Source organism: Paenibacillus koleovorans NBRC 103111, assembly GCF_004000845.1.
In the GTDB taxonomy this organism is placed as follows: Bacteria; Bacillota; Bacilli; order Paenibacillales; family NBRC-103111; genus Paenibacillus_AA; species Paenibacillus_AA koleovorans.
Genome location: NZ_BIMA01000045.1, coordinates 1 through 23,644, shown reverse-complemented (window position 1 = coordinate 23,644; position 23,644 = coordinate 1). Strand labels below are relative to the sequence as shown.

General features: G+C 49.3%; 20 protein-coding genes. 3 read left to right on the top strand and 17 right to left on the bottom strand.

Annotation, left to right across the window (positions count from 1 at the left end; genetic code table 11):
* The first annotated feature begins 11 nt into the window (after nt 1-11).
* The gene (locus tag PKO02S_RS16310) at nt 12-1,814 is read left to right on the top strand and encodes a sensor histidine kinase (RefSeq protein WP_127584714.1); all 1,803 of its coding nucleotides are present in this window, start codon (nt 12-14) and stop codon (nt 1,812-1,814) included.
* 5 nt (nt 1,815-1,819) lie between these two features.
* On the opposite strand, the gene PKO02S_RS16305 is transcribed toward PKO02S_RS16310, so the two are convergent.
* The 17 genes from PKO02S_RS16305 to PKO02S_RS16225 all read right to left on the bottom strand — a co-directional run bounded on the left by PKO02S_RS16305 (nt 1,820) and on the right by PKO02S_RS16225 (nt 21,470).
* Entirely contained in the window at nt 1,820-3,355 is a 1,536-nt protein-coding gene (locus PKO02S_RS16305) for an N-acyl-D-amino-acid deacylase family protein (RefSeq protein WP_164821491.1), read from the bottom strand.
* Between the two features lie 111 nt (nt 3,356-3,466).
* A complete protein-coding gene (gucD, locus tag PKO02S_RS16300) occupies nt 3,467-4,936 on the bottom strand; it encodes an alpha-ketoglutaric semialdehyde dehydrogenase GucD (RefSeq protein ID WP_127584710.1) in 1,470 nt (489 codons plus the stop codon).
* A gap of 10 nt (nt 4,937-4,946) precedes the next feature.
* Complete coding sequence (locus PKO02S_RS16295; protein WP_164821490.1) at nt 4,947-5,813, bottom strand: creatininase family protein; 867 nt, start codon at nt 5,811-5,813, stop codon at nt 4,947-4,949.
* Between the two features lie 28 nt (nt 5,814-5,841).
* Nucleotides 5,842-7,077, bottom strand: a complete 1,236-nt coding sequence (locus tag PKO02S_RS16290; RefSeq protein WP_127584705.1) for a threonine synthase — start codon at nt 7,075-7,077, stop codon at nt 5,842-5,844.
* Nucleotides 7,074-8,087, bottom strand: coding sequence for a succinylglutamate desuccinylase/aspartoacylase family protein (locus PKO02S_RS16285; RefSeq protein WP_127584703.1), 1,014 nt, complete (start codon nt 8,085-8,087; stop codon nt 7,074-7,076). The genes PKO02S_RS16290 and PKO02S_RS16285 overlap by 4 nt, the downstream gene beginning before the upstream one ends.
* Nucleotides 8,084-8,560: a RidA family protein gene (locus tag PKO02S_RS16280; RefSeq protein ID WP_127584701.1), complete on the bottom strand. Its 477-nt coding sequence runs from the start codon at nt 8,558-8,560 to the stop codon at nt 8,084-8,086. Before PKO02S_RS16280 ends, PKO02S_RS16285 begins: the two co-directional genes overlap by 4 nt.
* Nucleotides 8,538-9,488, bottom strand: a complete 951-nt coding sequence (locus tag PKO02S_RS16275; RefSeq protein WP_307720024.1) for a dihydrodipicolinate synthase family protein — start codon at nt 9,486-9,488, stop codon at nt 8,538-8,540. The genes PKO02S_RS16280 and PKO02S_RS16275 overlap by 23 nt, the downstream gene beginning before the upstream one ends.
* Complete coding sequence (locus PKO02S_RS16270) at nt 9,485-10,285, bottom strand: HpcH/HpaI aldolase family protein (RefSeq protein ID WP_127584699.1); 801 nt, start codon at nt 10,283-10,285, stop codon at nt 9,485-9,487. The genes PKO02S_RS16275 and PKO02S_RS16270 overlap by 4 nt, the downstream gene beginning before the upstream one ends.
* Before the next feature lie 26 nt (nt 10,286-10,311).
* A complete protein-coding gene (locus tag PKO02S_RS16265; protein ID WP_127584697.1) occupies nt 10,312-11,541 on the bottom strand; it encodes a DegT/DnrJ/EryC1/StrS family aminotransferase in 1,230 nt (409 codons plus the stop codon).
* A gap of 50 nt (nt 11,542-11,591) precedes the next feature.
* Nucleotides 11,592-12,473 carry a carbohydrate ABC transporter permease gene (locus PKO02S_RS16260; protein ID WP_246067070.1) on the bottom strand — a complete coding sequence of 294 codons (882 nt, stop codon included), beginning with the start codon at nt 12,471-12,473 and terminating at the stop codon, nt 11,592-11,594.
* A 14-nt stretch (nt 12,474-12,487) separates the two neighbouring features.
* Nucleotides 12,488-13,426: an ABC transporter permease gene (locus PKO02S_RS16255; RefSeq protein ID WP_246067068.1), complete on the bottom strand. Its 939-nt coding sequence runs from the start codon at nt 13,424-13,426 to the stop codon at nt 12,488-12,490.
* A gap of 101 nt (nt 13,427-13,527) precedes the next feature.
* Entirely contained in the window at nt 13,528-15,174 is a 1,647-nt protein-coding gene (locus PKO02S_RS16250) for an extracellular solute-binding protein (RefSeq protein WP_127584695.1), read from the bottom strand.
* Nucleotides 15,171-15,947 (bottom strand): AAC(3) family N-acetyltransferase, encoded by a 777-nt coding sequence (locus tag PKO02S_RS16245; protein WP_127584693.1) that lies wholly within the window; start codon nt 15,945-15,947, stop codon nt 15,171-15,173. Before PKO02S_RS16245 ends, PKO02S_RS16250 begins: the two co-directional genes overlap by 4 nt.
* Before the next feature lie 22 nt (nt 15,948-15,969).
* The gene (locus PKO02S_RS16240; protein ID WP_127584691.1) at nt 15,970-16,689 is read right to left on the bottom strand and encodes an amidohydrolase family protein; all 720 of its coding nucleotides are present in this window, start codon (nt 16,687-16,689) and stop codon (nt 15,970-15,972) included.
* A 158-nt stretch (nt 16,690-16,847) separates the two neighbouring features.
* Nucleotides 16,848-17,972 carry a response regulator transcription factor gene (locus tag PKO02S_RS16235; RefSeq protein WP_127584689.1) on the bottom strand — a complete coding sequence of 375 codons (1,125 nt, stop codon included), beginning with the start codon at nt 17,970-17,972 and terminating at the stop codon, nt 16,848-16,850.
* A 1-nt stretch (nt 17,973) separates the two neighbouring features.
* On the bottom strand, nt 17,974-19,668 hold the full coding sequence (locus PKO02S_RS16230) for a sensor histidine kinase (RefSeq protein WP_164821489.1): 1,695 nt from the start codon (nt 19,666-19,668) through the stop codon (nt 17,974-17,976).
* Nucleotides 19,669-19,757: 89 nt separating this feature from the next.
* On the bottom strand, nt 19,758-21,470 hold the full coding sequence (locus PKO02S_RS16225; protein ID WP_127584684.1) for a polysaccharide deacetylase family protein: 1,713 nt from the start codon (nt 21,468-21,470) through the stop codon (nt 19,758-19,760).
* 214 nt (nt 21,471-21,684) lie between these two features.
* On the opposite strand from PKO02S_RS16225, the gene PKO02S_RS16220 reads away from it, so the two are divergent.
* Entirely contained in the window at nt 21,685-22,611 is a 927-nt protein-coding gene (locus PKO02S_RS16220) for an acetamidase/formamidase family protein (RefSeq protein ID WP_127584682.1), read from the top strand.
* A 6-nt stretch (nt 22,612-22,617) separates the two neighbouring features.
* The gene (locus tag PKO02S_RS16215) at nt 22,618-23,565 is read left to right on the top strand and encodes an AraC family transcriptional regulator (RefSeq protein ID WP_127584680.1); all 948 of its coding nucleotides are present in this window, start codon (nt 22,618-22,620) and stop codon (nt 23,563-23,565) included.
* Nucleotides 23,566-23,644: the final 79 nt, after the last annotated feature.

The window sequence follows — 23,644 nt, the reverse complement described above, 5'->3', positions numbered from 1 at the left end:
GGTGTATAGTGATGTTCCTTCCTTCGAGCCCCTTGAAAAACCAGTTGTTTTTAATTCTGATCCTGTTTTTAATTGTGCCCTTATTTATTGTCAGCTATTTTTCGCAATCCTCCATGTACCGCGCCAGCACAAAGTTCGTTACTGAAAACTCCGAACTCAATGCCGACAACGGAGTTGCGTTGATTGAATCCTATTTAACCCAATTCGAAAAAACGATAAACGATTTATCCTTCACCCCGCCGTTTCAGCATTTTCTGCAGAACCTGGATGACCTCGCCTATTCGCAGCAGCTGTTCGTTTTCGATATTGAGAAGCCGCTTCGGATTTCCATCGTTAATAAGCCCGAGGTTGTCGAAGTAATATTTATTGACCGCTCCTCCAACATTTATCCGGCCCGGAAAAATATGAACTCCATCATGAACTACTCCTACAATCTATTAAACGATCCTGTCTATGAGCAGGTTTTCTCGAAAAATTCCTTTCAACTCATTGGTCCCCATGAAAATAAATTAGTTCAATCCCCTAAAGCGATGGTCGTGTCCGTTGTTAAACCCATGATTAATTATGCGAACTTCACGATTGATGGATGGTTTATGATTAATTTTGATTTAAAGTCGATCATCGAGATTGTGGCTACAGCTCACTCAGCCAAAACCAACACTATTTTTCTCTACAACATAAGCAACGGAATGTATATAGGCGATAACAACGTTTCAGAAGCTATCATTCATAAAGTGGACTCTCTTTTTAGGAACAACTCTGCGAATGTGGAAAGCCAGATAATCAACATCCAATCCATCGATTATTTGCTTACCAATCGGTCCTTGATGTTTGACGATTGGAGACTGGTCAACCTGGTCTCCTTCGACACCTTAATGAAAGGGACCAAATCTACACGAAATTTGACCTACATCATTGGCGCCATCTGCTTTATTGTCGCCTTTGTCCTTTCATTCGTCTTTATTATGCAAATTTTAAAACCGGTATACAGGTTAAAACACAGCATGAGTTTATTCGGCAATGGCATTATTTCCAAAGTTCATAAAATTCCTAGAAACGAACTGGGTTACTTGATCCAGACCTTCAATCAAATGCTGGATGAACGGAAGAAGATGGAGGATGAGATTGTTCAGAAGACCATTTGGGGAAAGGAAAAAGAACTGCTTCAATTGCAAGCGCAGGTAAATCCGCATTTTCTGTTCAACACGTTAGGTACAATTGAAGCTTTGGCCGATCGAGGAAAAAAACAGGATATGGCTGATCTCATTCATGAAGTCGCCAACATTCTAAGATACAATATCCGCAACGATAAGGGTTGGGTAAAGCTTCATGAAGAAATTGAGTATGTACAATACTATCAAAACATTCATTTCTACAGATACCATCGGCCCGTTACGATTCATTACAATGTAGATGCAAGCGCACACAATCTATTAATTATTAAACTTGGCTTACAGCCCTTTGTCGAAAATGCGCTGAAATACGGATGGAACGAGTTGAAAAATGCCGAATATTTTGCCATTGACCTTCGGATCACGGTAGTCGATAACCGTCTTCATATCCGCATCTCCGATAACGGGCCCGGATTCGATCAACAGGTGCTGGAGCATCTTCAAGAGATGCTGCAGTCCCCTGCCGATCGAATGATTCCCTTTTTCTCCAGACATACCGGGATCTACAATACTTATCGACGCTTTCGACTGATCTATGGAGATGCCCTAACCATTTCCTTCGACAATCAAGAGCATTCGGGGGCTGTCGTAACGATCAACATTCCCGCTTCATTTCCTGATCCTTATACAGAAGCTGAATGACTTTTTTACAAAATTCGCCCATACAATCCAGAACTAATTTCATTGTTATGAATGATCACTTTTCCGTTTACAAGCACATATTCGATTCCGGAAGGATCCTGCCGCGGATGCTCAAAGCTTGCATTACCGTTGATGGTCTCCGGGTCGAATATGACAATATCCGCATAATGATTCTCAATAAGCGTACCGCGGTTTTTGATCTTGAATTGCCGCGCTGGAAATCCGCTCATTTTGTAGATCGCTTGCTCCAGACTGATCCACTTGTGCTCCCGAACAAATTCACCCAGCACTTTCGGGTAAGTCCCAAATCCGCGGGGATGCGGCTTCTGACCGACATAGATGCCGTCCGTGCTGATCATATGAAGCGGATGCTGGAAGGTTGGCTTCAAGATGGGATACCGCTCTTGCGGCCAGTGATAAATCATCAGTGCCTGAAAGTCGGTACTAAGCAAGATTTCACAAATGGCATCCGGTAAATCAAGCCCCATTTCCTGCTGCACTTGACCAAGCGTCTTCCCCTCCCAACCCGTAGATTCTTGGGTTCCGAGCGAGGCAAAACGGAGCCTGTCCACAGGGAAGGCCTTGTTAAGCTGTTCCGCATATTGTTGTCGAATGCTCTTTTGCTTGATTCTCTCCTTGACTTCCTCTAGCGAACCGAGCTGCAATTCGGCAGGGAACGCCAATAGAAGATGGGTGCACCCGGCGGGATACGGATACATATCGAAGGTGACATCAATTCCCTGGGAACAGGCAAAATTGATTTGTTCGCCAGCAAGCTCGTCTACGGCAAAATGAGAAATATGCACGGGAATATCCGCTTGTTCGGCAATAGCAAACGTTTCCGCACAGCCTGCCACCACACGTTCTGCATAACCTCTTTGGTGCGCTACATAAATACCGCCGTATTCGGCAGCAACCTTGGACAAGCGTACAAGCTCGCGCAGATTGGCCCGCCGCATCGGTTCGTACTCCAACCCCGTACAGAAGGCAACCGCTCCGGCCTCCATCCAGTCCCTCACCATCCGCTCCATCCGCTTCAGCTCATCCTCGGTCGCTTCTCGATCTTCCCAACCTACGGCTTCCAATCGGATCGAACCATGGGGGACCTGCAGCGCCAAATTGGAAGGCAGACGTCCGTGAAAAATAGAGAACAGCTTATCCATGGACATATCACCGTTAGTTTCGATTAGCGCGTCCTCGTAAAAAGCGTGCAAATACGCTTTTTGTTGCAGCAACCGATGCTGCGACAAGGGCGCCCACGAGAAGCCGTCAGGGCTGGCCAACTGCGTGGTGACTCCCATCTTCAGCGGAGCATATTGATCGATGCCTCCAAGAATAGCCAGCTCGGAGTGGACATGAACATCGATGAAGCCCGGTGCAACGACTTTCCCGGATGCATCCAGAATTCGTTCGGCATCTGCTCCCGTCAGATCCCCTATCGCTTCAATCCGATCTCCAATAATCCCTAGATCGGCCCTTTTGGCCGAAGCTCCCGTCCCGTCTATAAGCAAACCACCCTGAATGACAAGATCAAATTTCAAGTTCATATCCCCCTCTTGGTTGGCGTGGATTAACACGTAGCTAATAGTATTGTAATCTACTCCATCCGCGAAATACGAGATATTTTTGCTCAGCTAACCAAGCAGAGTCGCTTAAGCTTTGAGAAATACTGTCTTTATCGAGGTGAAAAATTCAATAGCCGCCTGGCCTTGCTCGCGTGAATGAGAGCTGGACTGTTTCATGCCCCCAAACGGTGCCTGCAGCTCTACCCCAGCCGTCTCCGAATTAATCCTTACCAACCCAGCCTCCATATCCTGAATAAATGAAAGAATGTGACTAATACTTTGCGTGTAAATGGAAGCGCTCAGACCATAATCCGAATCGTTAGCCAACTGAATCGCAGCTTCCATAGAATCGACCGGAATCAGCGCGAGCACGGGGCCGAATATTTCTTCTCGGGCAATCGCCATGTCCGGTGCTACCTTATCGAAAACCGTGGGCTGAATAAAGAAACCCTCGGCCAGGTCGGGAGAGTCCGGCACTGAACCGCCGAACAACAGCTCCGCCCCTTCGTCCATTCCTTTTTGAATGTAAGATTGTACGGTTTCCAGTTGTTTTTCATGGGCACAAGGGCCAAGCCATGTACCGGCCTCCAAGCCGTTTCCCACTGTCAACCCTTTTAATTTGACCACGAGCTTCTCTTTGAAAGCTTCGTAAACATCACGCAGAATAATAACGCGGCTAGTTGCCGTACATTTCTGTCCGGTCGACCGGATTCCCCCGCTGATCGTTGCATCAACCGCCAAATCCAAGTCCGCGTCCGCAGCGATAATAATCGGATTTTTCCCGCCCATCTCAAGCTGATATTTCGCTCCTCTGGCAAGCGCCGCCTGGCCGACCCGTTTACCGACTTGGTTGGAGCCGGTAAACGTAATCCCGTTTACATGCGGATGCTCCGCAAGCCCTTGCCCGATAACGGATCCGCTGCCAGTCACCATATTCAGTACGCCTCCGGGAAGTCCCGCTTCGGCGAAGCATTCTACAACCTTTGCAGCTGTCACGGACGTTTCCTGTGCGGGCTTCAACACTACCGTATTGCCGTAAATCAAGGCTGGCGCCAGCTTCCAGATTGGAATGGCTACCGGGAAGTTCCAAGGCGATATGACCCCGACCACTCCAAGCGGCACACGAGTCGTAAACATAAGCGCTTCGCTGTCCGTCGAGGGAATTACGTCCCCGATCTTCCTCAATCCTTCTCCGGCATAATAACGCAGGATGGCAACTCCTCGTGCCGTTTCACCCTTTGCTTCGGGCAGTGGTTTGCCCATTTCACGTGTCATTGTCTCCGCAACTTCATCTATACGCCTTTCAAGCGCATTGGCCATTTTAAACAAATACTCGCCTCTCGCCGAGCCGGACAGCTTTCTCCAGCCTTGCTGGGCCGCTCTGGCGCTTGCAACTGCTTGATTCAAGTCCTCCGCTGAGGAAGACTGCACATAGCCCACGACTTCGCTTTTCTGGGCAGGGTTTAAGCTGGGAACGGTTTGCCCAGTGCCCGCAGTACGCCATTCGCCGTTTATATAATTCAAATAAGTTTGTCCGCCAACAAATACAGATTCCATATTATGCCAATCAACCTTTCTGAAACCCGAGCTCCCGATTGCGCTTCTGCGCTTCTGCCGTTTGATGAGGAACCCTCTTGCGGATAGGGCGCGCTTTGAGCTCGCATACGATATCGGCGATCTCGGCCGCGGCCGCCTGGATCAGAATGTTCCCTTTCTCCTTCGTGGCGACAGTCGGGTCTCCCCACGTTCCTGTACCGGAAACGGTACTCCAATATTCATTTAGCTGCACCTGATTCGCATACCCCTCTGGCGGATTTCCCGCGAGGTCGGACCAAAAATGCGCGCTCATATACGGATTTATGTCTTTCACCGCCCGGTCCATTTGTACTTTACTGTCGTCCACAGCCAGATAGATGGAGGTTTCCAGCTCGCACGCATGGCCGGTCCACTCGGATTCCTGAAATTGTTTTACCGCAGTCTGTACCTGCTTCAATTCCCACCATGACAAGGACGCGCATAAGGTGTCCGGGTTATCCACGACCGTCAAGCGCGAAGCCATCTGGAGGACGGGACGATTGCTGCCATGTCCGTTCACGATGAGAATTCTTCTGAATCCATGATACGCCAGGGAGGAGGTGATGTCCCTCACGTAATTGATAAAGGTATCCCATCGTATAGTCAGGACGCCCGGTCCGTCGATATGGTGCGGGCTATAACCGATGTTAATACACGGCAGCAGTACGACTTCATCAGGGATTAATTCAGCCGCGGCTCTACAAATGGTTTCCGCGATGACTACATCCGTGTCGACAGGCAAATGAAGACCATGATCCTCAATGGTCGCCGCCGGAATGATGCATACCTTCCCGGCCTCAACCGCTTCATTGATTTCTTCCCAAGTCAGTTTTACATACTCGTATGGTTTCGTGCTCAAGGGCGTTTCCTCCTGATCGTCCGGAATTTCAAAGACCCATTCGTTCGAGAACCTGCTGAAGAGCCGATAGCGAGGCTTCAATCCTCACGGCCGGAGGACGCAAATCGCTAAGAATATCGGGGGATTTGCAGCCGCCGGAAGTTAGCAGACAAACTGCCGTATCGGTTTCCTTAAATTTCTTCTCGCCGATTAACTTAAACAAGGCAGCTGTTGGCAAGGCGGATGCCGCCTCCGCGCACAATCCTTCCTTTGCCAGTGTCCGCATGCAATCCTGGATCTCCCCGTCGGAAACCGTGACCGTGTCGCCTCCGGATCGATAGATCGCTGCAAGCACATGGTCGCCCGCCGTCTCTTCCCGCGTAGAGGTAGCTATCGAGTAGGCGCCGGGTTGAGTGCCGATTCGCTCGAGGCCTTGCTTGAACGCTTTCTCCACAACATTGGCCCCTGAAGCCTGACAAGCAATCATTTGCGGGATGCGCTCGATCAGCTTCATTTCCTGCAGCTCTCTGAATCCCTTGTAGATCCCGTACAAGGCATTGCCGCCAGCAACGGGAACGAGCACTTTGTCGGGAGCCGCGCCCAGATCTGCAAGGATTTCATAAGCGATGGTTTTATACCCTTCGATACCATACGGACTGGTCAATTCGCGATTTTTCAAGGACACGACCGGGAACCACCCGAGCTCCATTAACCGCTGAACCATGCTGTCCCTTGCATGCCACTGGGTTACGATCGAAAGCGCGCCGTATTGCGAAGCCAAATCCACCATCAATTTGGGCGTCTCCGCCGGGAACAGGATCGTACTCCTCAGATCGGCTCGCGCCGCGTAAGCTGCCGTCGATATGCCCTGATTGCCCGTAGATGTCCCCACTACCCGGCTATGGCCAAGCTCGCGAACCTTGGTGATCGCCACACTGTTGAATCGGTCTTTGTGAGACCATGTAGGGTTAACCGATTCATTCTTGGTGTAAATATGCCGGAAGCCCATTCTGGAAGCTGCGAGCATAGGGGTTAATGGCGTCATCCCTTCGCCTAAAGTTACTGGAACGACGCCCTCATCGAATGGAAGCAGATCACTGAAGTCCCAAATGGAACGGCCTCTTTGAACAAAAGCTTTTTTTCGAGACGGGCTTAACGCCGCATAATCGTAACTCACTTCCAGCCCTTGAAGCCTGCCCGATTCCTGACAGCGCAGGCAGAGACCAGATGGAGCATTCAATCGATACTGTGTCCCGCACGCTCCGCAAACCAGCCACTTTTTCATATTCCGCCTTCCCGGAAGTCCGAGGCTCTCTCGAGGTCTCGGGGGAGCGTTCCGATGAGAAAAGCAAGATCTCCCATGTACACGGAACAAAATGCTCGTACAGCCCAGATTGCCCCGCTTTCTTCCGCTATTACGGATTCGAGACGCTCTCCTTCCTCATTGACTACGTACCCCAGCTCCTGCCCGCTGTGCACCTCATCCCCTATTGCAACATGGGATTGAAAAAAACCTGAGGTATGGAAGTACTGTCTGACGGTTGTTCGAATGGCCTTGCCGTTTACAGCCGGATCCGTCGATTCCATCATGCCCAGGACATGCATGACAGCGTGAATGCCAGTAACATATTGTCGAATATCCTCTTCGCGCGCTGCTCCCCGTCCTGTCGTTTCCGTAGCAATCGTCGTAATCCCATATTCCGATACGGCCCCGTTTAAAGTTCCCGGATTCACCGGGATCTCCCACAGCCGGTCGATTCCGAATCGGCGGATCAAATGTTCGGCTTCCGCTCGTTTGGGGGCATTCCGATGCAAAGCAATCAAGGGGACAAACTCGTATTTCGTCCCTCCGCTGTGAAAATCCAACAAAACATCCGTTTCCGGATTCAGATTGCGGGTAACGAACTCGAATAACGAATAAGCGAGACGCTCCGTGTAGCTTCCCGTACTCTTTCCCGGAAACACCCGGGCCAAGTTTAATCCGTCCGCATAAGGGGGCGACTCTCTGGTTTGATGCTCATAGGCAAGCACGTTGCAAACAGGAAGCCCTATAAATGAGCCGAACACCTTCTCTGGGGCAAGCTGCTGGAAAACACTGCGTATGGCTGCCATTCCTTCAAACTCATCGCCATGAATGCCGGCCGTGACGAGCAGCGTCGGTCCCTCCGCATATCCTTTAACGGCCATTACAGGCATCTCCAGCTCGCGGCCTAATGAAGCGAACAGCGGCAGCCTCAAGGCCCCCTTGAAGCCGGGCGAAAGACGGGTTATGGAAAAGTCGCTGAACGTCATCATGTTCCGATCTCCACGATTAATTCAATTTCAACCGGCATATTAAAGGGCAGGTTGCTAGTGCCGATCGCCGATCTGGCGTGACGTCCTTTCTCTTGAAACACTTCCTCCAACAGTCGGGAGGCTCCGTTCACCACTACGGGCTGCTCGTGAAAATCATGCGCGCTGTTCACAAAACCGGTCAGTCTCACAATTCTCTCAATCCGATCCAATTGGCCAAGATGCTCTTTCAATATCGCCAACACATTAATGGCGGCCGTTCTGGCAGCATCCTGCGCCTGTTGGATCGTTAGGTCGCTGCCCACTCTACCCAAATACAAAAAACGATCCGCAGCGATTCGACATCCCGTGCCCGATGTGAACACCAGCGATCCGCTTGTTACAGCGGGTACGTAAATGCCGACCGGCTGGCGAACATCAGGCAAGCGAATCCCCAACTCGGACATTCTCTGTTCAATGCGATCTTGGCCGCTCATTGTCTCCGCTCCTTGCTGTAGGTAGTCCCCATCCCTCAAGAATAGCTCTCACTTCGGCACGATCGCGTTCGTCCAACGGATCGACCGGCTCCCGAGTCGCGCCGGCATAATGGCCGATTTGGTTCATCGCCTCTTTCACCACAACCACGTTGTTCCCGTTATTGTACTTCGCCCTCAAGTTCTCGAAAGGGACCGTTTTCTCCCATATCGCCCACATAGCAGCCATATTCCCGGAGCGGAACGCCTGCAGCAACTCGAAGGATAATGTGGGGTGTACGTTCACCAGACCCGAAGTAAACCCTGAAGCGCCGGCGGTCAGAAAGAAAGGGGCCCATTTTTCGGCTGTCCCACAGATTAACTTTACGGAAGAGTGTTTCGGCATGTTACGACATAGCTGGGCAAAACGAGGCAGATCGTTAACCGCGTATTTAATGCCGACAAGCTTTGGGAGCAAAGCCAGCTGCAGCAGGATGTCATCGCTAATATGCGGATCTTTGAAATACAAGACGGATGGAATAGCAAGGGATTCGATAACGGTTTTAAAGTAGGTGTAAACTCCGCGACTTGTGGCGTAGGGATGGATAGGCTGATGAATCATGACCGCATCGGCGCCGGCCGCTTGAGCATATTCTCCCAGCAGAATAGCCGTTTCCGTCGAGTACCCGACGCCTGCGACTACAAGGGCCCGACCGTTCACAATCTCGACTACTTTGGCAATCTCGGCTTTTGCTTCTTCCAAAGTCAGCGAATAAAACTCACTCGTGTTCCCGCACGGCACGATGACTTGAAGCCCCTGTTCGAGTAGAAAATGTATGTTTTGCTCCAATGCGGCCCAATCGATTCTTTTGGTTACCGGATGAAAGGGGGTAACGGGGATGGCCGATATGGTTTCCAATCGTTTGGCAATTGTCTCGTACTCCATGCTCATTGTTCATCCGCCTCCTTCGTTTGTTCCGGCTTCGTCTTTACAGCTCGTATATATTCGGAAAAAGCGTCCGTTACCAGCGAGGTGACCGTCACTCCCACATAATCCGCTCCCCACGCCTGTCTGAGAACAGCGCCAGCTGCATGCCTTGAATGAATACCGAGCTTTCTTCCGGCTGCAACGGCTGCATGCCGAATTTGCTCCATCGCCTTCCGTACTTCGGGGTGATCGACATCCCCCTTGCAGCCAAGTGAGACTGAAAGATCGGTTGGCCCTATATAGACGGCATCGACTCCCTGAACCTCCAGAATCTCCTGCAAATTATCCAAGGCCTTCCCGGTCTCGATGTGGATGCAAATGAAGGACTCCTCGTTGGCACGCTCCAAATAATCAGACAAGGGAACGGTTCCGAAGCGGGCGGCTCTCATCGAAAAAGCAGCGCCTCTTCTTCCGACGGGCGGATATTTGACCGCCTCCACAATCCGGATCGCTTCACTTGCCGTTTCGACCTGAGGGACATGAACGCCATGCGCTCCCCGATCCATGGCCTTAAGCAGCTCCGCCGGATCGCTCGAAACGACTCTCACGAGCGGAGTGATGCCCGTCAGTTCGGCGGCCATCACCATATGCTCCACGTTCTCGGCAGACAGCATGCCATGCTCATTATCAATGACTACGGCGTCGAAGCCCGTATAGGCGGCCATCTCTACCAGCTGCGTCGAAGGAAATCCGATAAAGACGCCAAACGCCGTTGAACTTGCCGCGTTATAACATTTAGCTTTAAGTTGGTTGCGGAACAAGGTACTCTCCTCCCGTTCGAAATCGTTTACGCTTTCTTGTAGTAGAGGGCGACCTTTCTGATCGCCTCGATCATTTCCTCGATATCCTGCTCGGAATAAAATTCATTCACGCTAATCCGGATGGCGGTCTTCAAAATTTCTTCCGCATTCGGACATCGACCTCGTTCGTAGGTAATTCCGGTAAGATCAAAAGGAAAATGACTGCCCAAATAGGCTTGGCGCTTCTGAAAGATAGGTTGCATGTAGATGACCTCGGGAATATAGCCGGCCGAATTCGGGACTCCTTCCGCTGCCAATGCCTCACTGAACTGTTGGCGGGTACAAGTTAACCGAGTCTCGTCAATCCGCATCATATAAAACCAATACGTGCTTTCGTTTCCGTCCGCGACTTTATGCGGCAGCACGCCATCCAGCCCGCTGATCCCTTCGGTAATCCGATCGCCATATTTATGACGCTGTCCGCATATCCAGGGAAGTTTCTTCAGCTGCGCAACGCCCACAGCGCCTTGCAGCTCGCTCATCCGATAATTGGGAGCCAAATAATGCAGATCCTTCTGCACCGTATCGCCAAATCTTTTGAAGTTTTTATCCGCAAAGGCGTGGGTCGTCAAGTAATCCTGCTCGTCCGCGGAGTTAACCGTTACGATTCCACCGTCGCCTGTCGAGATATGTTTGAAATCATTGGTGCTGAAGCAACCGTAATCGCCTATCGTGCCTGCGTAACGACCCTTATATTGGGTCAAATAGCTTTGTGCGCAATCCTCAATGACCTTCAGGTTGTGCGTTCTGGCAATCTTCATGATCTCATCCATATCAGCCGGGTTGCCCGCGAGATGAACGACTAGAATGGCTTTGGTGCGCGGGGTGATGCAGGACTCGATTGAGCCAGGGTCCATGTTGTACGTATGGGGGTCCAAATCGGCAAAAACCGGAATCGCATTCTGGTACAATATCCCGATCAAGGTTCCCTGATCTGTGATCGGGCTGGTGATCACCTCATCGCCAACGCTGACTCCGGCCGCGCCAAGGGCGACATGGATGGAGGCGGTTCCCGAAGTGGTAGCCACACTGTATTTGACATTATAAAGCTCGTTGAAATCGTTCAGGAACTGTTTCACCTTTTTACCGTAGTGATAGAATAAGGTATTTTGCTGGAGCGCTTCTATTAGCTCGTTGGCTTCCGCTAAATCAAACCGCTGACCTTTTCCGAAAGGCGTCGATTTGGTTTTAGGTCCTCCCAATATGGCCAATGTCATTGTTCGAGTTCCTTTCCTTTTGCAAAAATGGTTTGGGTTGAGGTGTAAATTTATCCTTTTACGGCTCCGACCAATTGCCCGTGAACAAAATATTTTTGGACAAAGGGATACACGACAATAATGGGTAAGATGGTCAGCAATAATGCCGCCATCTTCAGATTGTCCGGGTGAACCCTGGGTCCGCTCGTTGCGGCAGAATTTTGCATCTCGGAATCAAATAACATGGAATTAATGAGAATATCCCGGAGTTGAAATTGCAACGTCCACATGCTCCTTTCCCGAATGTAGATCAAGACGCCGAACCATTCATTCCAGTAAGCTACGGCGCTGAATATTACAAACGCCATAGCCATAGGGAGGACAAGCGGCAGTATGATTTTATATAAAATGCGCCACTCGCTGGCCCCGTCTATTTCAGCCGATTCGATTAATTCCTGGGGTAATTGACTGATTGAATTACGGAAAACAATGATATAAAACACATTTATGACATTCGGCAAAATAAGGGCCCAATACGTATTGGATAACCCCATCCCGTTAATTAAGATATAAGATGGAATCAATCCTCCGCTGAAGTACATCGTGATGATCAAATACGGAAACAAGAACTTTTTTCCCAGCAAATGTTTATGGGACAGCGCATAGCCTGCAGCTAAAGAAATAACGATGACCAGCGATGTATTTACGGCAGTCAGGAAGACCGTATTCAGGAATGTTCGCAAAAACTGTTTGCTGTAGGCCAACGTATAATAAGACTCCCAAGTAAAGCCCTTTGGCCACAAACCTACACTTCCTTTGGCCAAAGCCGAATAACTGCTCAACGAGATGGCAATGGCGTTTACAAACGGGATGAGAATGGACAGCGAGAACAGGACAAAAAACAAGTAATTCATGATCTCAAAAACTTTTCCGGCTTTGGTCTTGTATTTCACCTAAGTCCCCCCAATCAGTAAAGCCCCAGACCAACAAACTTTTTGGATACTTTATTGGCCGTAATCAACAAAACAAAACTAAGTGTACTTTGCACAAAGCTGATGGCGGTCGTCAGGCTGTATTGCGCCCGCTCCAGCCCTAGACGGTAGACGTATGTGCTAATTACGTCGGATACGTCCAGAACAAGTGAATTTTGCATCGTAAACACGCGTTCAAATCCGATTGAAAAGATGGTAGAAACTTTCAAGAGCAGTAATAGTACAATCATCGGCACCATAGCAGGAAGGGTGATATGAAAAATTTGACGCAGACGTCCTGCTCCATCCATCATTGCAGCTTCGTATAGACTGGTATCGATCCCCGCAATCACCGCAAAGTATAAAATGGCGGACCATCCGACGTTCTTCCATATTTCAGAAAATACTAAAATGGACCGAAACCACTCCACTTCTGTCATAAAGAATAGAGGCTTTATACCAATCCAACCCAAAGCTTCGTTTACCATTCCCGTTGTAGGGGATAAAATTTGATAAAACAATCCTGATACCACAACCCATGATAAGAAGTGCGGCAAATAGGATATCGTTTGCGTAATCCGTTTAAACGACTTGTTGACCAGTTCATTGGCGAGCAAGGCAAAAAAAATGGGGGCCGTAAAACCGAACACCAGATCATAGACACTCAGGATCACTGTATTTCCGAGCACTTTCCAAAACGTGGGGTCTGATAAAAAGTAGGCAAAGTATTTCACCCCCACCCAATCGCTATGAATGAAGCCTTTATAGGGCGAGTAGTTCTGGAACGCAATGATAATGCCATACATGGGAATGTAGTGAAACACAAACAACAAAATCAATGCGGGTGCAAGCAACAAATACAAGGAAAATAAAGTTTTCTTGTAGATTCTTTTCCGGCGAATGCTCACAGCCTTTTCGATAAGCGGTTGATTCATAGGCTCACTTCCTTAACCGTTAATGAACGCACAGGAAGCGCGTCCGGATCAGACCGGAGGTCCAACTGACATCCCTTGTCGGACATCCGGTCTTTGGTTGACTACCAATCCACTTCTACAACGCCTTTCTTTCTCAACGCATCTTTATTGTCATTTATATATTTGGTCATTTCGTCGTACATAAAGCCATATTTGCTCACAAATTCTTTAACCCGTTCATCGAATTGCTGCATCGTGATCTTCCCCATGATGGCTTCGGCCGTAGTCTTGGAAATAAACTCGCGCGATTCGACCGCCTTATTCTTGGCCGCGTCGGACGGAACATAGAAGGCTGTTAGCGGGTATCCGCCTTTTTTGGCTTCGCCAGCCACCTTATCCAGGTTGGTGGACACTTGCCCGTATACTTTGCCTATATTTTGTTCCACGATCGTTTTCTTGATCTCAATCCCTTCCTCAAAGCCCATAATGACCCCAAGATGAAGTGCCCAGGCTCGGCTCGGATCGTTAATCTTGTCCACAATCGGTACACGCTTTCCGTTTTGAGTGGAGAAGGTCTCGCCTTCTTTCCCCCAGTAAATCGCCTCATGCAAATTCTGCGCAGCGAAACCTTCAATAACCTTCCAAGCCAGATCCGGGTCTTTGGTTTTGCTGGAGATAAGAAGAGAATGTCCTCCCCGAATCGGATTTAGCATTTTCCCCCATGTATATTTAACATCTTTTAATTCGGCGGGATACTTCGTAAGACTGGGTGCCATGTCCAAGACACGCGACTTCAAGCTTGGCGTTTCTTTATAAAATTGACTTTCAAAGATGTATTCCTGAATTACGGCCGAAGGCGAGTCGACGGAGAAAAGCACATCGTTGTAAACGTACTTTTCGATCCATTTCTTAGCGTCGACAACAGCGAATTCGATATCGAAAATGCCTTCGCTATAAAGCATTTTCATCTTCTCGGTAGCCGCTTTAAATTCAGGCAATGTGAAGTTCGATACCACTTTTCCACTCTGGACCCTGTACTCGTAGGGCAAGGCTCCATACCAATAATAGATGGGAAGCCCTCCGTAATTGAGCAACTTATCGTTGATGACGCGGTTTGAGAACACCGGGGTATCCGGTTGGGCTTTTTTGATTTTTCGCAGCAGGTCGATCCACTCGTCTACGGTTTCCGGGTATTTGCCGCCGTTGTACTTCTCGATCAGATCGTACCGTGCGACGACGCCTGAACCGTTCATGAATTTGGCATTCGACATCGGGATTCGCCAGTATCCCGTTCCTGCCGGCGCGAGCGGATCCCTGGCAAATTCCATCATTTCCGGTGTAATGTACTTTTGAACCATCGGGGACTTATCGTAGTACTTCTTAAGATCGATAAATGCCCCTTCCCTGGCCCTCGCCTCAGCATCCACGGCGTATGTCGTGTGCAGAATATCGGGCAAATTGCCGGACGCCAGCAGCAAATCCACTTTTGTCTTAAAATCTTGAGCGCTGGGAACTTCCAAGGAAAGGTCGACATTCGCATAATCCTCGATGATATTGATGAAAGAGTTATTGCTCGGGTCTACCCCAGACGGATGCGGCAGACCCGAATCGGCCATAAACAGCTTTAACTTGGTCCTTGGTTGATTGGTCTTGGCAGTCGGAGAGGATTCAACCGCTTGTCCCCCCTCCTCCTTGCTGCAAGCAGCCAGCAGAGTCCCCATGGCCAATATGCCGGTCAGCATGATTGAAACCGCTTTCGTTTTTTTCATTTGATCGTTTCCCCCTTATTCAAAATAAAGTCCGGATCACGCTTCAATAGCTCGCAGCTTATTTTGAAATTATCAGAAGCGCCCACTAATTTGACGGAAGCCTCGCCAAGACGAGTCTCTGTAACGATTCCTGCATCACGATATACCGCTTCCATCTGAGCCAAATGACGAACAACACCAGTCTGAGAACAGTTGTAACGACGATAAGAACCGTTTGTTATTCTCCCGTCCTGATCCACGACAGTGGCGTTCTCTATCGTTTTGTAAGTCAGATAGGGAGGATGGACAAATTCTTCCGCGACGTGAAACAAAGAGTTACTGCCGAAACCAGCTCCGATAAATAGGGAGTAGCCTCCCATTTCCACAATCTTGTGATACGGGGTACCGTTCCCGCAGGGTGTATCCTCATGCCAGGAAACGATTGACTCCGCTTGCTTGCCTATTGCGGCAACCGAAGAAAAGATATGCCGGCTGCGTTTGGAATCCGGGAGCTTGCGAAAAACTTCTGGAATATGTCCCGTGTTAGTCGGCGTATGCTTCACGTCAAAAACCGGCGCATGCTCATTCACGATTCCGAAGGTTAAGGTGGGCATAACCAGCGTGCCTTCGTTACCGCAAATATGAAGCAAAGCGCGAATCACGGTTAACGCGCCTCCCTCCACATAACCCAGTGATTTCAGAGAGAGGTGAGTGAGTAAAATCGGATTGGGCGGGAGCTCCAACTTACGTAAGCCTGTTATCAAATTCTCGTACGTAATTACCGGGGTCTTCACGAAGCCGTCACCTCATTAACATTTACAGCTTGAGTAGGCGAGCGATGTTTTTGTAATACAAGTACTCCTTCGTCTCGGGAGAGAAATTCAGCACTTCAATCTTCATCAGCTCTGTTCGCGGGTCGACAAGGATCCCATCGGAGCCATACAGCACCTTTTGCGGGCCCAGTCTTTCAATGGCGTCTTTGATTTTCCAATATGTGGGGACATAGGCCGTATCCAGATACACATTCTCATGATTTCGAGCCAATTCGATGTACTTGTCGATCTCGAATACTTTCCCGGACGGCGAACCCAGATGAGGCAGAATTAGCTTTAACATGGGATACCTCTCCACAATGCCGCTAATGGCCGGAAAGTCGTCCCCTGAATCAATCAGGCATGGAACGTCGTATTCGATCGCTACCTCCAATACAGGCCCGATTACATCGGGATGGAGCAGCGTCTCGCCGCGATGAATTTTGATCCCTTTCATATTGCGCTGAGCAAGAGCATAGCGGATGTCATCGGCTACTATTCGATCGTAGCTGGGGCGAGCATAGGCAAACCCGATCAAGCGATCCGGATACTTCTGCACTTCCTTGTAGACCATGTCCGTCGATTCCCGTGTTGAAGTACAAATTGCAAAAACGACTCCCTTGTCGATCCCCCCTTTGTCCAGTGCTTGAACAATCTCTTCACCGGAATTTTCCGTACGGTAGTAGTCTCCGTTTTTCACATGCAAATGGCAGTCAATGATCATCCGGGGCTTTCAACTCCCTTCTAGAATGATTTGTAAGGACTTGCATCCTTGGTTTCATTGTAAAAAAAAAACTCTTTGAAAGAGTTCAGCAATTGTCCTGAATTGGGGTAAATATTAGCCTCACAATGGAGGAAAGGGTCCGTGAAAATTGTACGAAATTAGACCCTGTTTCGTACGTTTTTTCTCATCTCATGGCGATACTCGCTTGGCAATACCCCCACTTGTCCGCGAAACACCCGACTGAAATACTTTTCGTTCGGATACCCGCACTGCTCGGCAACCCAATACACTGGATTTTCCGTCTGCTTCAACAAGATTAGAGCGTGAGCGATTCTCGCATCCCGCACATATTCGTGAAACGATTTTCCTGTGACGTCCTTGAAGCATTGGCTGAAATAGCTTCGGCTCATGGCCGCTACTTTCGCTGCGTCAACCAATCGAAGCTCTTCGCTTAGATTGGCGTTAATAAACGAAACGGCCCGCAAAATGCAATCCGACAGCTCATCAGAGTGGTTTTTTTTCAAAATCCCATATAACTGAAGGCGGATCTCATCTAGCCATTGAGCCCAGTTTTCCCAATGCGGAAACGATACGAAGGTGTCGGGAGAAACCCATTTGTGCTCCGGAACGATTCGCATCCAGTCGGTCATTGCCGCGTAGAACAAGCTTTCCAGCTTAGGAATGGGAAGATACAGCTGCTTCGTTCTGACCAGCAAATCCTGGTATACATCCTCGTTCAACACCCATAAAAGCGACGACCATTTTTCGCGAATCCCGGGAAGTTCGATTAGCGTGTGCGCCAAATCAGGCCGCCGCTTGCTGTCGAAGTCAATCGAGTAAAAAGCGTCATTTTCTCTTTCACTCATTTGAAGGGAATTATGCTTCTGGCCCAGTTGATCGGTCTCATGGCGGATTCGCGCTTCTATCCGAGCGAGCACTTCCGCCGACTGCTCCTTCTCCAGCTGCACCTTCGCGATATAATCAATGGCGCCGGCCCGCAAGGCATCCTGAATGCATTCAAATTCCTGATGGAATGTCAGCACCACTAACCAAATGTTAGGATATCGGCTGCGAACCTCGCGCATGAGGTCAATGCCCGATATCCCCGGCATCGTGATGTCTGTAATCAGCAGATCGACCTCATGCTCTTGCAGAAACTCCAGCGCATCCATCCCATTGCTGGCCTCCCCGGCAATCGACATGTTGCAATCCGCCCATGGCATCGTTGCAATTAGCCCTTTTCGGACTAGCTTGTCATCATCCACGATCAACACTTTCAACATGTCAGGTTGCCTCCGTAAATGGAATGTACACGACCATTGATGTTCCTTTGCCCGGTTCGCTTTGGATTTGCAATTGGGCCTGTCCCTTGTATTGGACGCTCAGCATTCGAGAAACATAGTAAATGCCGATGCCGATCCCCCTTTTTTTCTGGTCGCTTTCTTCAGATTGAATGCCTTCAATCTGTTCGGCAGTCATCCCCACACCGTTATCCCGGACTTCAATCCGAATGGACTTCCCACTCTCCAAGTCAACCTTTACTGAAATTTGCCCATTTATTTTCAGTCCATGATAGAGGGCATTCTCCACCAGCGGCTGCAAAATAAAGCGCGGGATCACAAACTCCCGCAGATGGACTTCCACTTCACTAATTTGCACGTTGAACAGGAAATCATACCTCATTTGCTGCAGCTCCACGTAGTCCCGGAGAGCGTTTAATTCTTGTCCGATTGTAGCTACTCCACTCTTGCCCATATTGTAATAGAGCAGCTTGTTCAAGGTCGAAATCATGCGGTCGATTTCATCCTGTCCATTCAATCTGGCAATCCATCGAATACTGTCCAGCGTATTATGGATAAAATGAGGATTGATCTGGAACAACAGCTTCTCCAGCTCCAATTGCGTTCTTTTTTTCTCGTTCTGCTCGACTTCCGTAATGAAATCGAATATTCTTTGTCTCATGTGCTGGAAGCGATCAATTAAAAAATCAAATTCGGCGATCCCCGGGTAGCGCAAGGTAGAGTTGAATTTGCTGTTCTCAATAAAGCGGATTTCTTTGTTGATGCCCGACAATGGCCGATAGACCGTTCTCCACAAAATCCAGGCGAGTCCCATGGCAACCCCAAGCGAAATCAAGACGACCAGAAAGAACCGTTGCAGCCAATCGTTAATTTCCCGGTTATACTCCGACTTGGGGATCAAAACCGCCATCGTCCATCCTTGCTCCGATCGATTCCCGAATACAATTTTTCCGTGAACGTCATCCGGCGTTGAGCCTTGAGAGCCCGAAACAAAGGCCTCGCCGACAGGGAAGTTCTGAGGATTCTCGCTGTATATGATCGTGTTGCGGTCATCCGCCATCAAATATTGCACATGCATGGAAGTCAAGCTGCCGCCCAGGATCGTTGAAGTCAGGATGGGACTGGCTTCGACATAAATATGCATACTGCTGTTTCCCGGAAGAAAGATGCGCCTGTCAACGGAAAAAACAAGCGATTCGGACAAAGGATCCATACTCCGGTGGAGACCGTTATACGTTATACCGCTAAAGCTGGTTAGCTTGGGCAGCTGCTCCGGGTTAAAATCCGATCTGATTTCCGGCTGCTTGAAAGCCGACTGGATCGGGTGCGTACTATAATAATATTTGAAGCCTAAATTAGGGCTCGTATAGGTGATTAAATTAATATAGTTCTGAATAGACTGCTCCAGTTGCGATTTCTCGTAAATGTCCATCGGCAAAGAATAATATCGTTCGATATCTCGGCCTATCCCGGTTTCGAACGAGAGCTGCATGGAGACATGATTTAATTTGTTCAATTCATTCTCAATCGTATAACTGACCTGCCTTAAATTGTCCCTGATGCTGGACTGCAGCTTTTGACTCAACAGATTTCCAATTGAAATGTAAGAGATGCCTCCAATGAACAGGATGGGAACAAGAGAATTCAGAAGCAAAATGACAATTACTCTGCTTTTCAATGTATACATCCATTTGGAGCGCTTCACCAAGGCATCCCTCGTTTCGGTTATCTGGTTGTCTATTCTATTATAGCCTACCCCTTAGTCTTCTAGTGTGTTTGCGGCAATACGGTTTTCTTGCACCATACGCCAAATTTTTTCTCGATCCCCGGCTCTGTGACCGCTTGACTGCCCTCATAATCGGGGATTGGGGTCCAAATGACGGCTCCACGGATGTTGTTCTCGCAGGTGATGTTTCCCTCGGGAGTCACGGCCTTCACTCGGATCGAAGCTCTTGTTCGGATCCAAGCGTTGATTTGCATGGAAGTCCAGAATTCGTAGCCATGCTTCCTCGCCTCCGACACCACTTCGGCCAACGCGGCGCGCACTTGCTCGAATCGATGAATATGTCTCTGATGGAATAGAAAATGAGCTACCCCTTCTACTGCCGCAACTTCTTCAAACAGCGGAGAAATAATACTTCTGTCGGATGTAGCCGCATTAACATTAAGATCCTGGGTCAGAAATCCGACCTCCAGCACATGGTAAATCCGGTTTTGTTCATCCGCCAGCGCAATCGGGAAATACGGGTGGCAGGTGCCGAATAGAAATCCTACGTTGCCTCTTTTACTCGGACCCCGCGTTTGATCGCACTCGATCCCTGCCGCTTCGCACCAGCGAAACAGCTCTCCCCAACCTTCAAATCTGGTGAAATGATTTTTGTTGGAAATGATCGCTGGATTAGGCACTTTGGAGCGCAACCCTATCAATTGTCGTTGAAACTCATCCTCGGACCAAACATAGCCTTCCTGAATCCGCGCGTTGTAGTGATAGGCCAATTCATGTCCTTCCACGGTCGCTCGCTTATAGGTTTCGTTTGTGTAGCCCGGCTCCAGCATACACCACGTAGTGCGGACACCGTGAGTCTGGAGCACATCGAGCGTAGTGGAGCCCTGCTCATCCATGTTGTCATCGCTGTCGAAGGATAGCAGGGCGACACCGCGCACTCCCTCCGGCCAATATCCGACGAAGGGTAAAGTCAAACCGCGTTCTGTAACCTTCTGCAGCAAATGCTCGAACAGCGCTTCTTTCCAATAGTCCGCATAAGGATAGGCAAAATAGGGGGCATCGGCATCGGTCACAAGCCGGTCGAAGTCCCAATCCATCTCCACTCCGTCATCCGCTTTCAATATTCCCTCATCTACATTGGCGGACCCGTCCGGTGCCGGGATGCCATCCTCGATAACCGGCTTACTGCCTTGCTGAAAATGGACGATCGTCTGAGGAATGTCGATTGCCCATCGCTCCACGCAGCCCAGGCCCAGCTCCAGACGCAGCAGCGCGGCAGCGATTGGCTTGCCGTCAGGACTAATCGCCTTCAACTGATTGTGGCCTGATAGAACGGCATTACCCGCTTCCTCTCTGGCAATCCAAGGTTTAGCGCGCAAATACCTCAACGGACGGCTTGATCGGGCCATCTCTTGTGGCAGACAGGCATATCCGACATCCGTTGCGATTTCCCGATACCCGAACCGATCAGCCAGTGCGGACAACCCGCCGTATGAAATCACGATGCCTCCGCGTTCAATATACTGGAGCAGGATCCGGGTCGTCCTCTCATCCTGAGCTTCCAGAGCTGCAAGCAGGACATCGGTAGAGCTGAGTGCCTGCTCGTCCAGCCGCTCTATCCACTGAACGCCCGCTCCAAAGTGACGCATGATTTCATTCAATTCATATTGAAGGACATTCTCTCCCCTGCCCCATCTTGACCTGGCTTCTTCCTTATCGAACAGAACCGTTACACTTGCGATTTTGATTTTCAACACCCCTCTCTCTCAACTTGGATAAGCAACCTTAGTATAAATTAGCTCTCTTGCCACGTAGGGCCATAATTTTTGTCTTGACGGTCAATTATTTTGTGCGCCGAGGCTTGTTTCGGATGTTTTTTTACCCGATCCCGGATCATTTTATCCGTTGATTTGCAGAACGGGATGATAAGATGAAGCTAAACCCAACAGACATAAGGTGAAGTCGACAATGTCAATTTTATTTCATCCCCAACGCTACTTTAACACAATAGGCACGCACGAACCCCAAGCATTCATCTGCGAGGGAGAATCCATCCTTACTTCCACACTCGATGCAAGGGGATGGAACAATTCCGGTAAAAGCGCTTCCTCGAGAGGAAACCCCATGACTGGCCCCATTTTTATCAAAGGAGCTTGTCCGGGAGATATGCTGGAGGTTCGGCTTGAATCGGTCGTGCCGAATCGCAGCTGGGGATGGTCCATGAACATGCTGGCCCCCAACGTTGTTGACCCCGAAACCGTTTCTCAATTACCGGAGGCCGAACTTGTCCGTTGGCGGGTGGATATGGGAAGCAAGCTGGCCAGCTGGCCGGAGTCCGAAGGAGCGCTAGGCCGCTTGAAGCTCCCCGTTCAACCCTTCCTGGGATGCCTGGGGGTGGCCCCGCCAAGAGGACAGGCGATCTCTACAACAACCTCCGGGGTCTATGGAGGCAACATGGACTTTAGCGGATTTACTTCAGGAGTCGTCTGTTATTTCCCTGTATTCGCGGAAGGGGCGTTATTTCATCTCGGCGACGGCCATGCGGTCCAGGGAGACGGTGAGTTGCTGGGGACAGGAATTGAAATCTCCATGGATGTGCGCCTATCTTTCAGGATCCATAAGGATCGAGCTATCGATTGGCCTCGCGGGGAAACGGACACCCATTTATTCTGCATTGGAAACGCTCGCCCTTTGGACCAGGCCTTTCAACATGCGACTTCCGAAATGTTCCGATGGCTGCAGCAGGATTATCATCTGACGGCTCAGGAAACCAGTCTGCTGCTGGGACAAGCGGCCGAATACCAAATTGCCAACCTGTATAACCCCGCCTACAGCGTAGCTTGTAAAATTCAAAAACTCTACTTGTTTGAAATCTGTTCTATATCAAGAGGGTGATACGGCGTGATCAAGCTTCACTATTATCAGGAATTGATCCCGGAGACACAGGAAGACAGCACGAAATTCCCTTTTTGGATATGGACTTACTCACAAGACAGCTCTTATTTGCATCACCATGATTTTGCGGAGCTTTCCTTCGTGATCGAAGGGAATGGATCGGAAACGGTTAACGGGTACAGCCACTCCCTGTCTCCTGGCACCGTTACCTTTATTCCGCCTCATCAACTTCATAAATATCAATGCATCTCAGGAAGCTTGATCCGCAAATACTGCCTCATCTTTGATGTCGGATTGTTGTCCAAAACCTCGCTCCACGCTTGCCTATTGAACCGTTTATTGCTATTCGGGAATTCCCTTCCTTCATGGGTTACGCTATCGGCGGATCAGAGAGTTCGCATGATGAGCATGATGAACGAGATTTGGAGAGAATACAACCATGCGGAGATTGGCAGAACGAGTGTAATTTTGACCAAGCTGATCGAAATGTTGATCCTTCTTCTCCGTGCGCATAATGATTACTACGGCATTAACATGACCCCCTCGTTACGTCCAAGATTAAGTTTGGCGATCGATGAAACCGATACGGGGCGTATGCATTCCGACAAACCCAATCCGACGCTCGAACATATGTACGACGTTGTGCAGTACATTCATTCGAATTTCAACAAGTCGATCAAGCTTGAGGATATGTCAACACGGTATGGGATCAGCAACTCCTACTTTTGCAATTTGTTTAAGAAGCTCACCGGAGTCAATTTTTTGGATTACTTGCATGCGTTGCGCATTCGCAGCGCCGTTAGCCTGCTTAAACATACGGAGCACTCTGTAACTGATATTTCACTCGAATCCGGATTCGATTCGGTGCGTACATTCACACGGGTTTTTAAAAATATTATGGGCGTTACCCCGACCCAATATCGCTCGGCCTCTACAGAAAATGTTTCGTGGTGATTCCATCATCCCACCGCAATGAGAAAAACCACCAGGGAAGAACACCCTGATAGTCTCTAGCGAAGATGTTCAGTTGGAG

Bases quoted from the DNA above. Each gene is read 5' to 3' on its own strand.
- PKO02S_RS16310 (WP_127584714.1), top strand. From the start codon at position 12: ATGTTCCTTCCTTCGAGCCCCTTGAAAAACCAGTTGTTTTTAATTCTG.
- gucD (WP_127584710.1), bottom strand. From the start codon at position 4,936: ATGGAATCTGTATTTGTTGGCGGACAAACTTATTTGAATTATATAAAC.
- PKO02S_RS16290 (WP_127584705.1), bottom strand. From the start codon at position 7,077: ATGAAAAAGTGGCTGGTTTGCGGAGCGTGCGGGACACAGTATCGATTG.
- PKO02S_RS16285 (WP_127584703.1), bottom strand. From the start codon at position 8,087: ATGATGACGTTCAGCGACTTTTCCATAACCCGTCTTTCGCCCGGCTTC.
- PKO02S_RS16280 (WP_127584701.1), bottom strand. From the start codon at position 8,560: ATGAGCGGCCAAGATCGCATTGAACAGAGAATGTCCGAGTTGGGGATT.
- PKO02S_RS16275 (WP_307720024.1), bottom strand. From the start codon at position 9,488: ATGAGCATGGAGTACGAGACAATTGCCAAACGATTGGAAACCATATCG.
- PKO02S_RS16265 (WP_127584697.1), bottom strand. From the start codon at position 11,541: ATGACATTGGCCATATTGGGAGGACCTAAAACCAAATCGACGCCTTTC.
- PKO02S_RS16255 (WP_246067068.1), bottom strand. From the start codon at position 13,426: ATGAATCAACCGCTTATCGAAAAGGCTGTGAGCATTCGCCGGAAAAGA.
- PKO02S_RS16250 (WP_127584695.1), bottom strand. From the start codon at position 15,174: ATGAAAAAAACGAAAGCGGTTTCAATCATGCTGACCGGCATATTGGCC.
- PKO02S_RS16240 (WP_127584691.1), bottom strand. From the start codon at position 16,689: ATGATCATTGACTGCCATTTGCATGTGAAAAACGGAGACTACTACCGT.
- PKO02S_RS16235 (WP_127584689.1), bottom strand. From the start codon at position 17,972: ATGTTGAAAGTGTTGATCGTGGATGATGACAAGCTAGTCCGAAAAGGG.
- PKO02S_RS16220 (WP_127584682.1), top strand. From the start codon at position 21,685: ATGTCAATTTTATTTCATCCCCAACGCTACTTTAACACAATAGGCACG.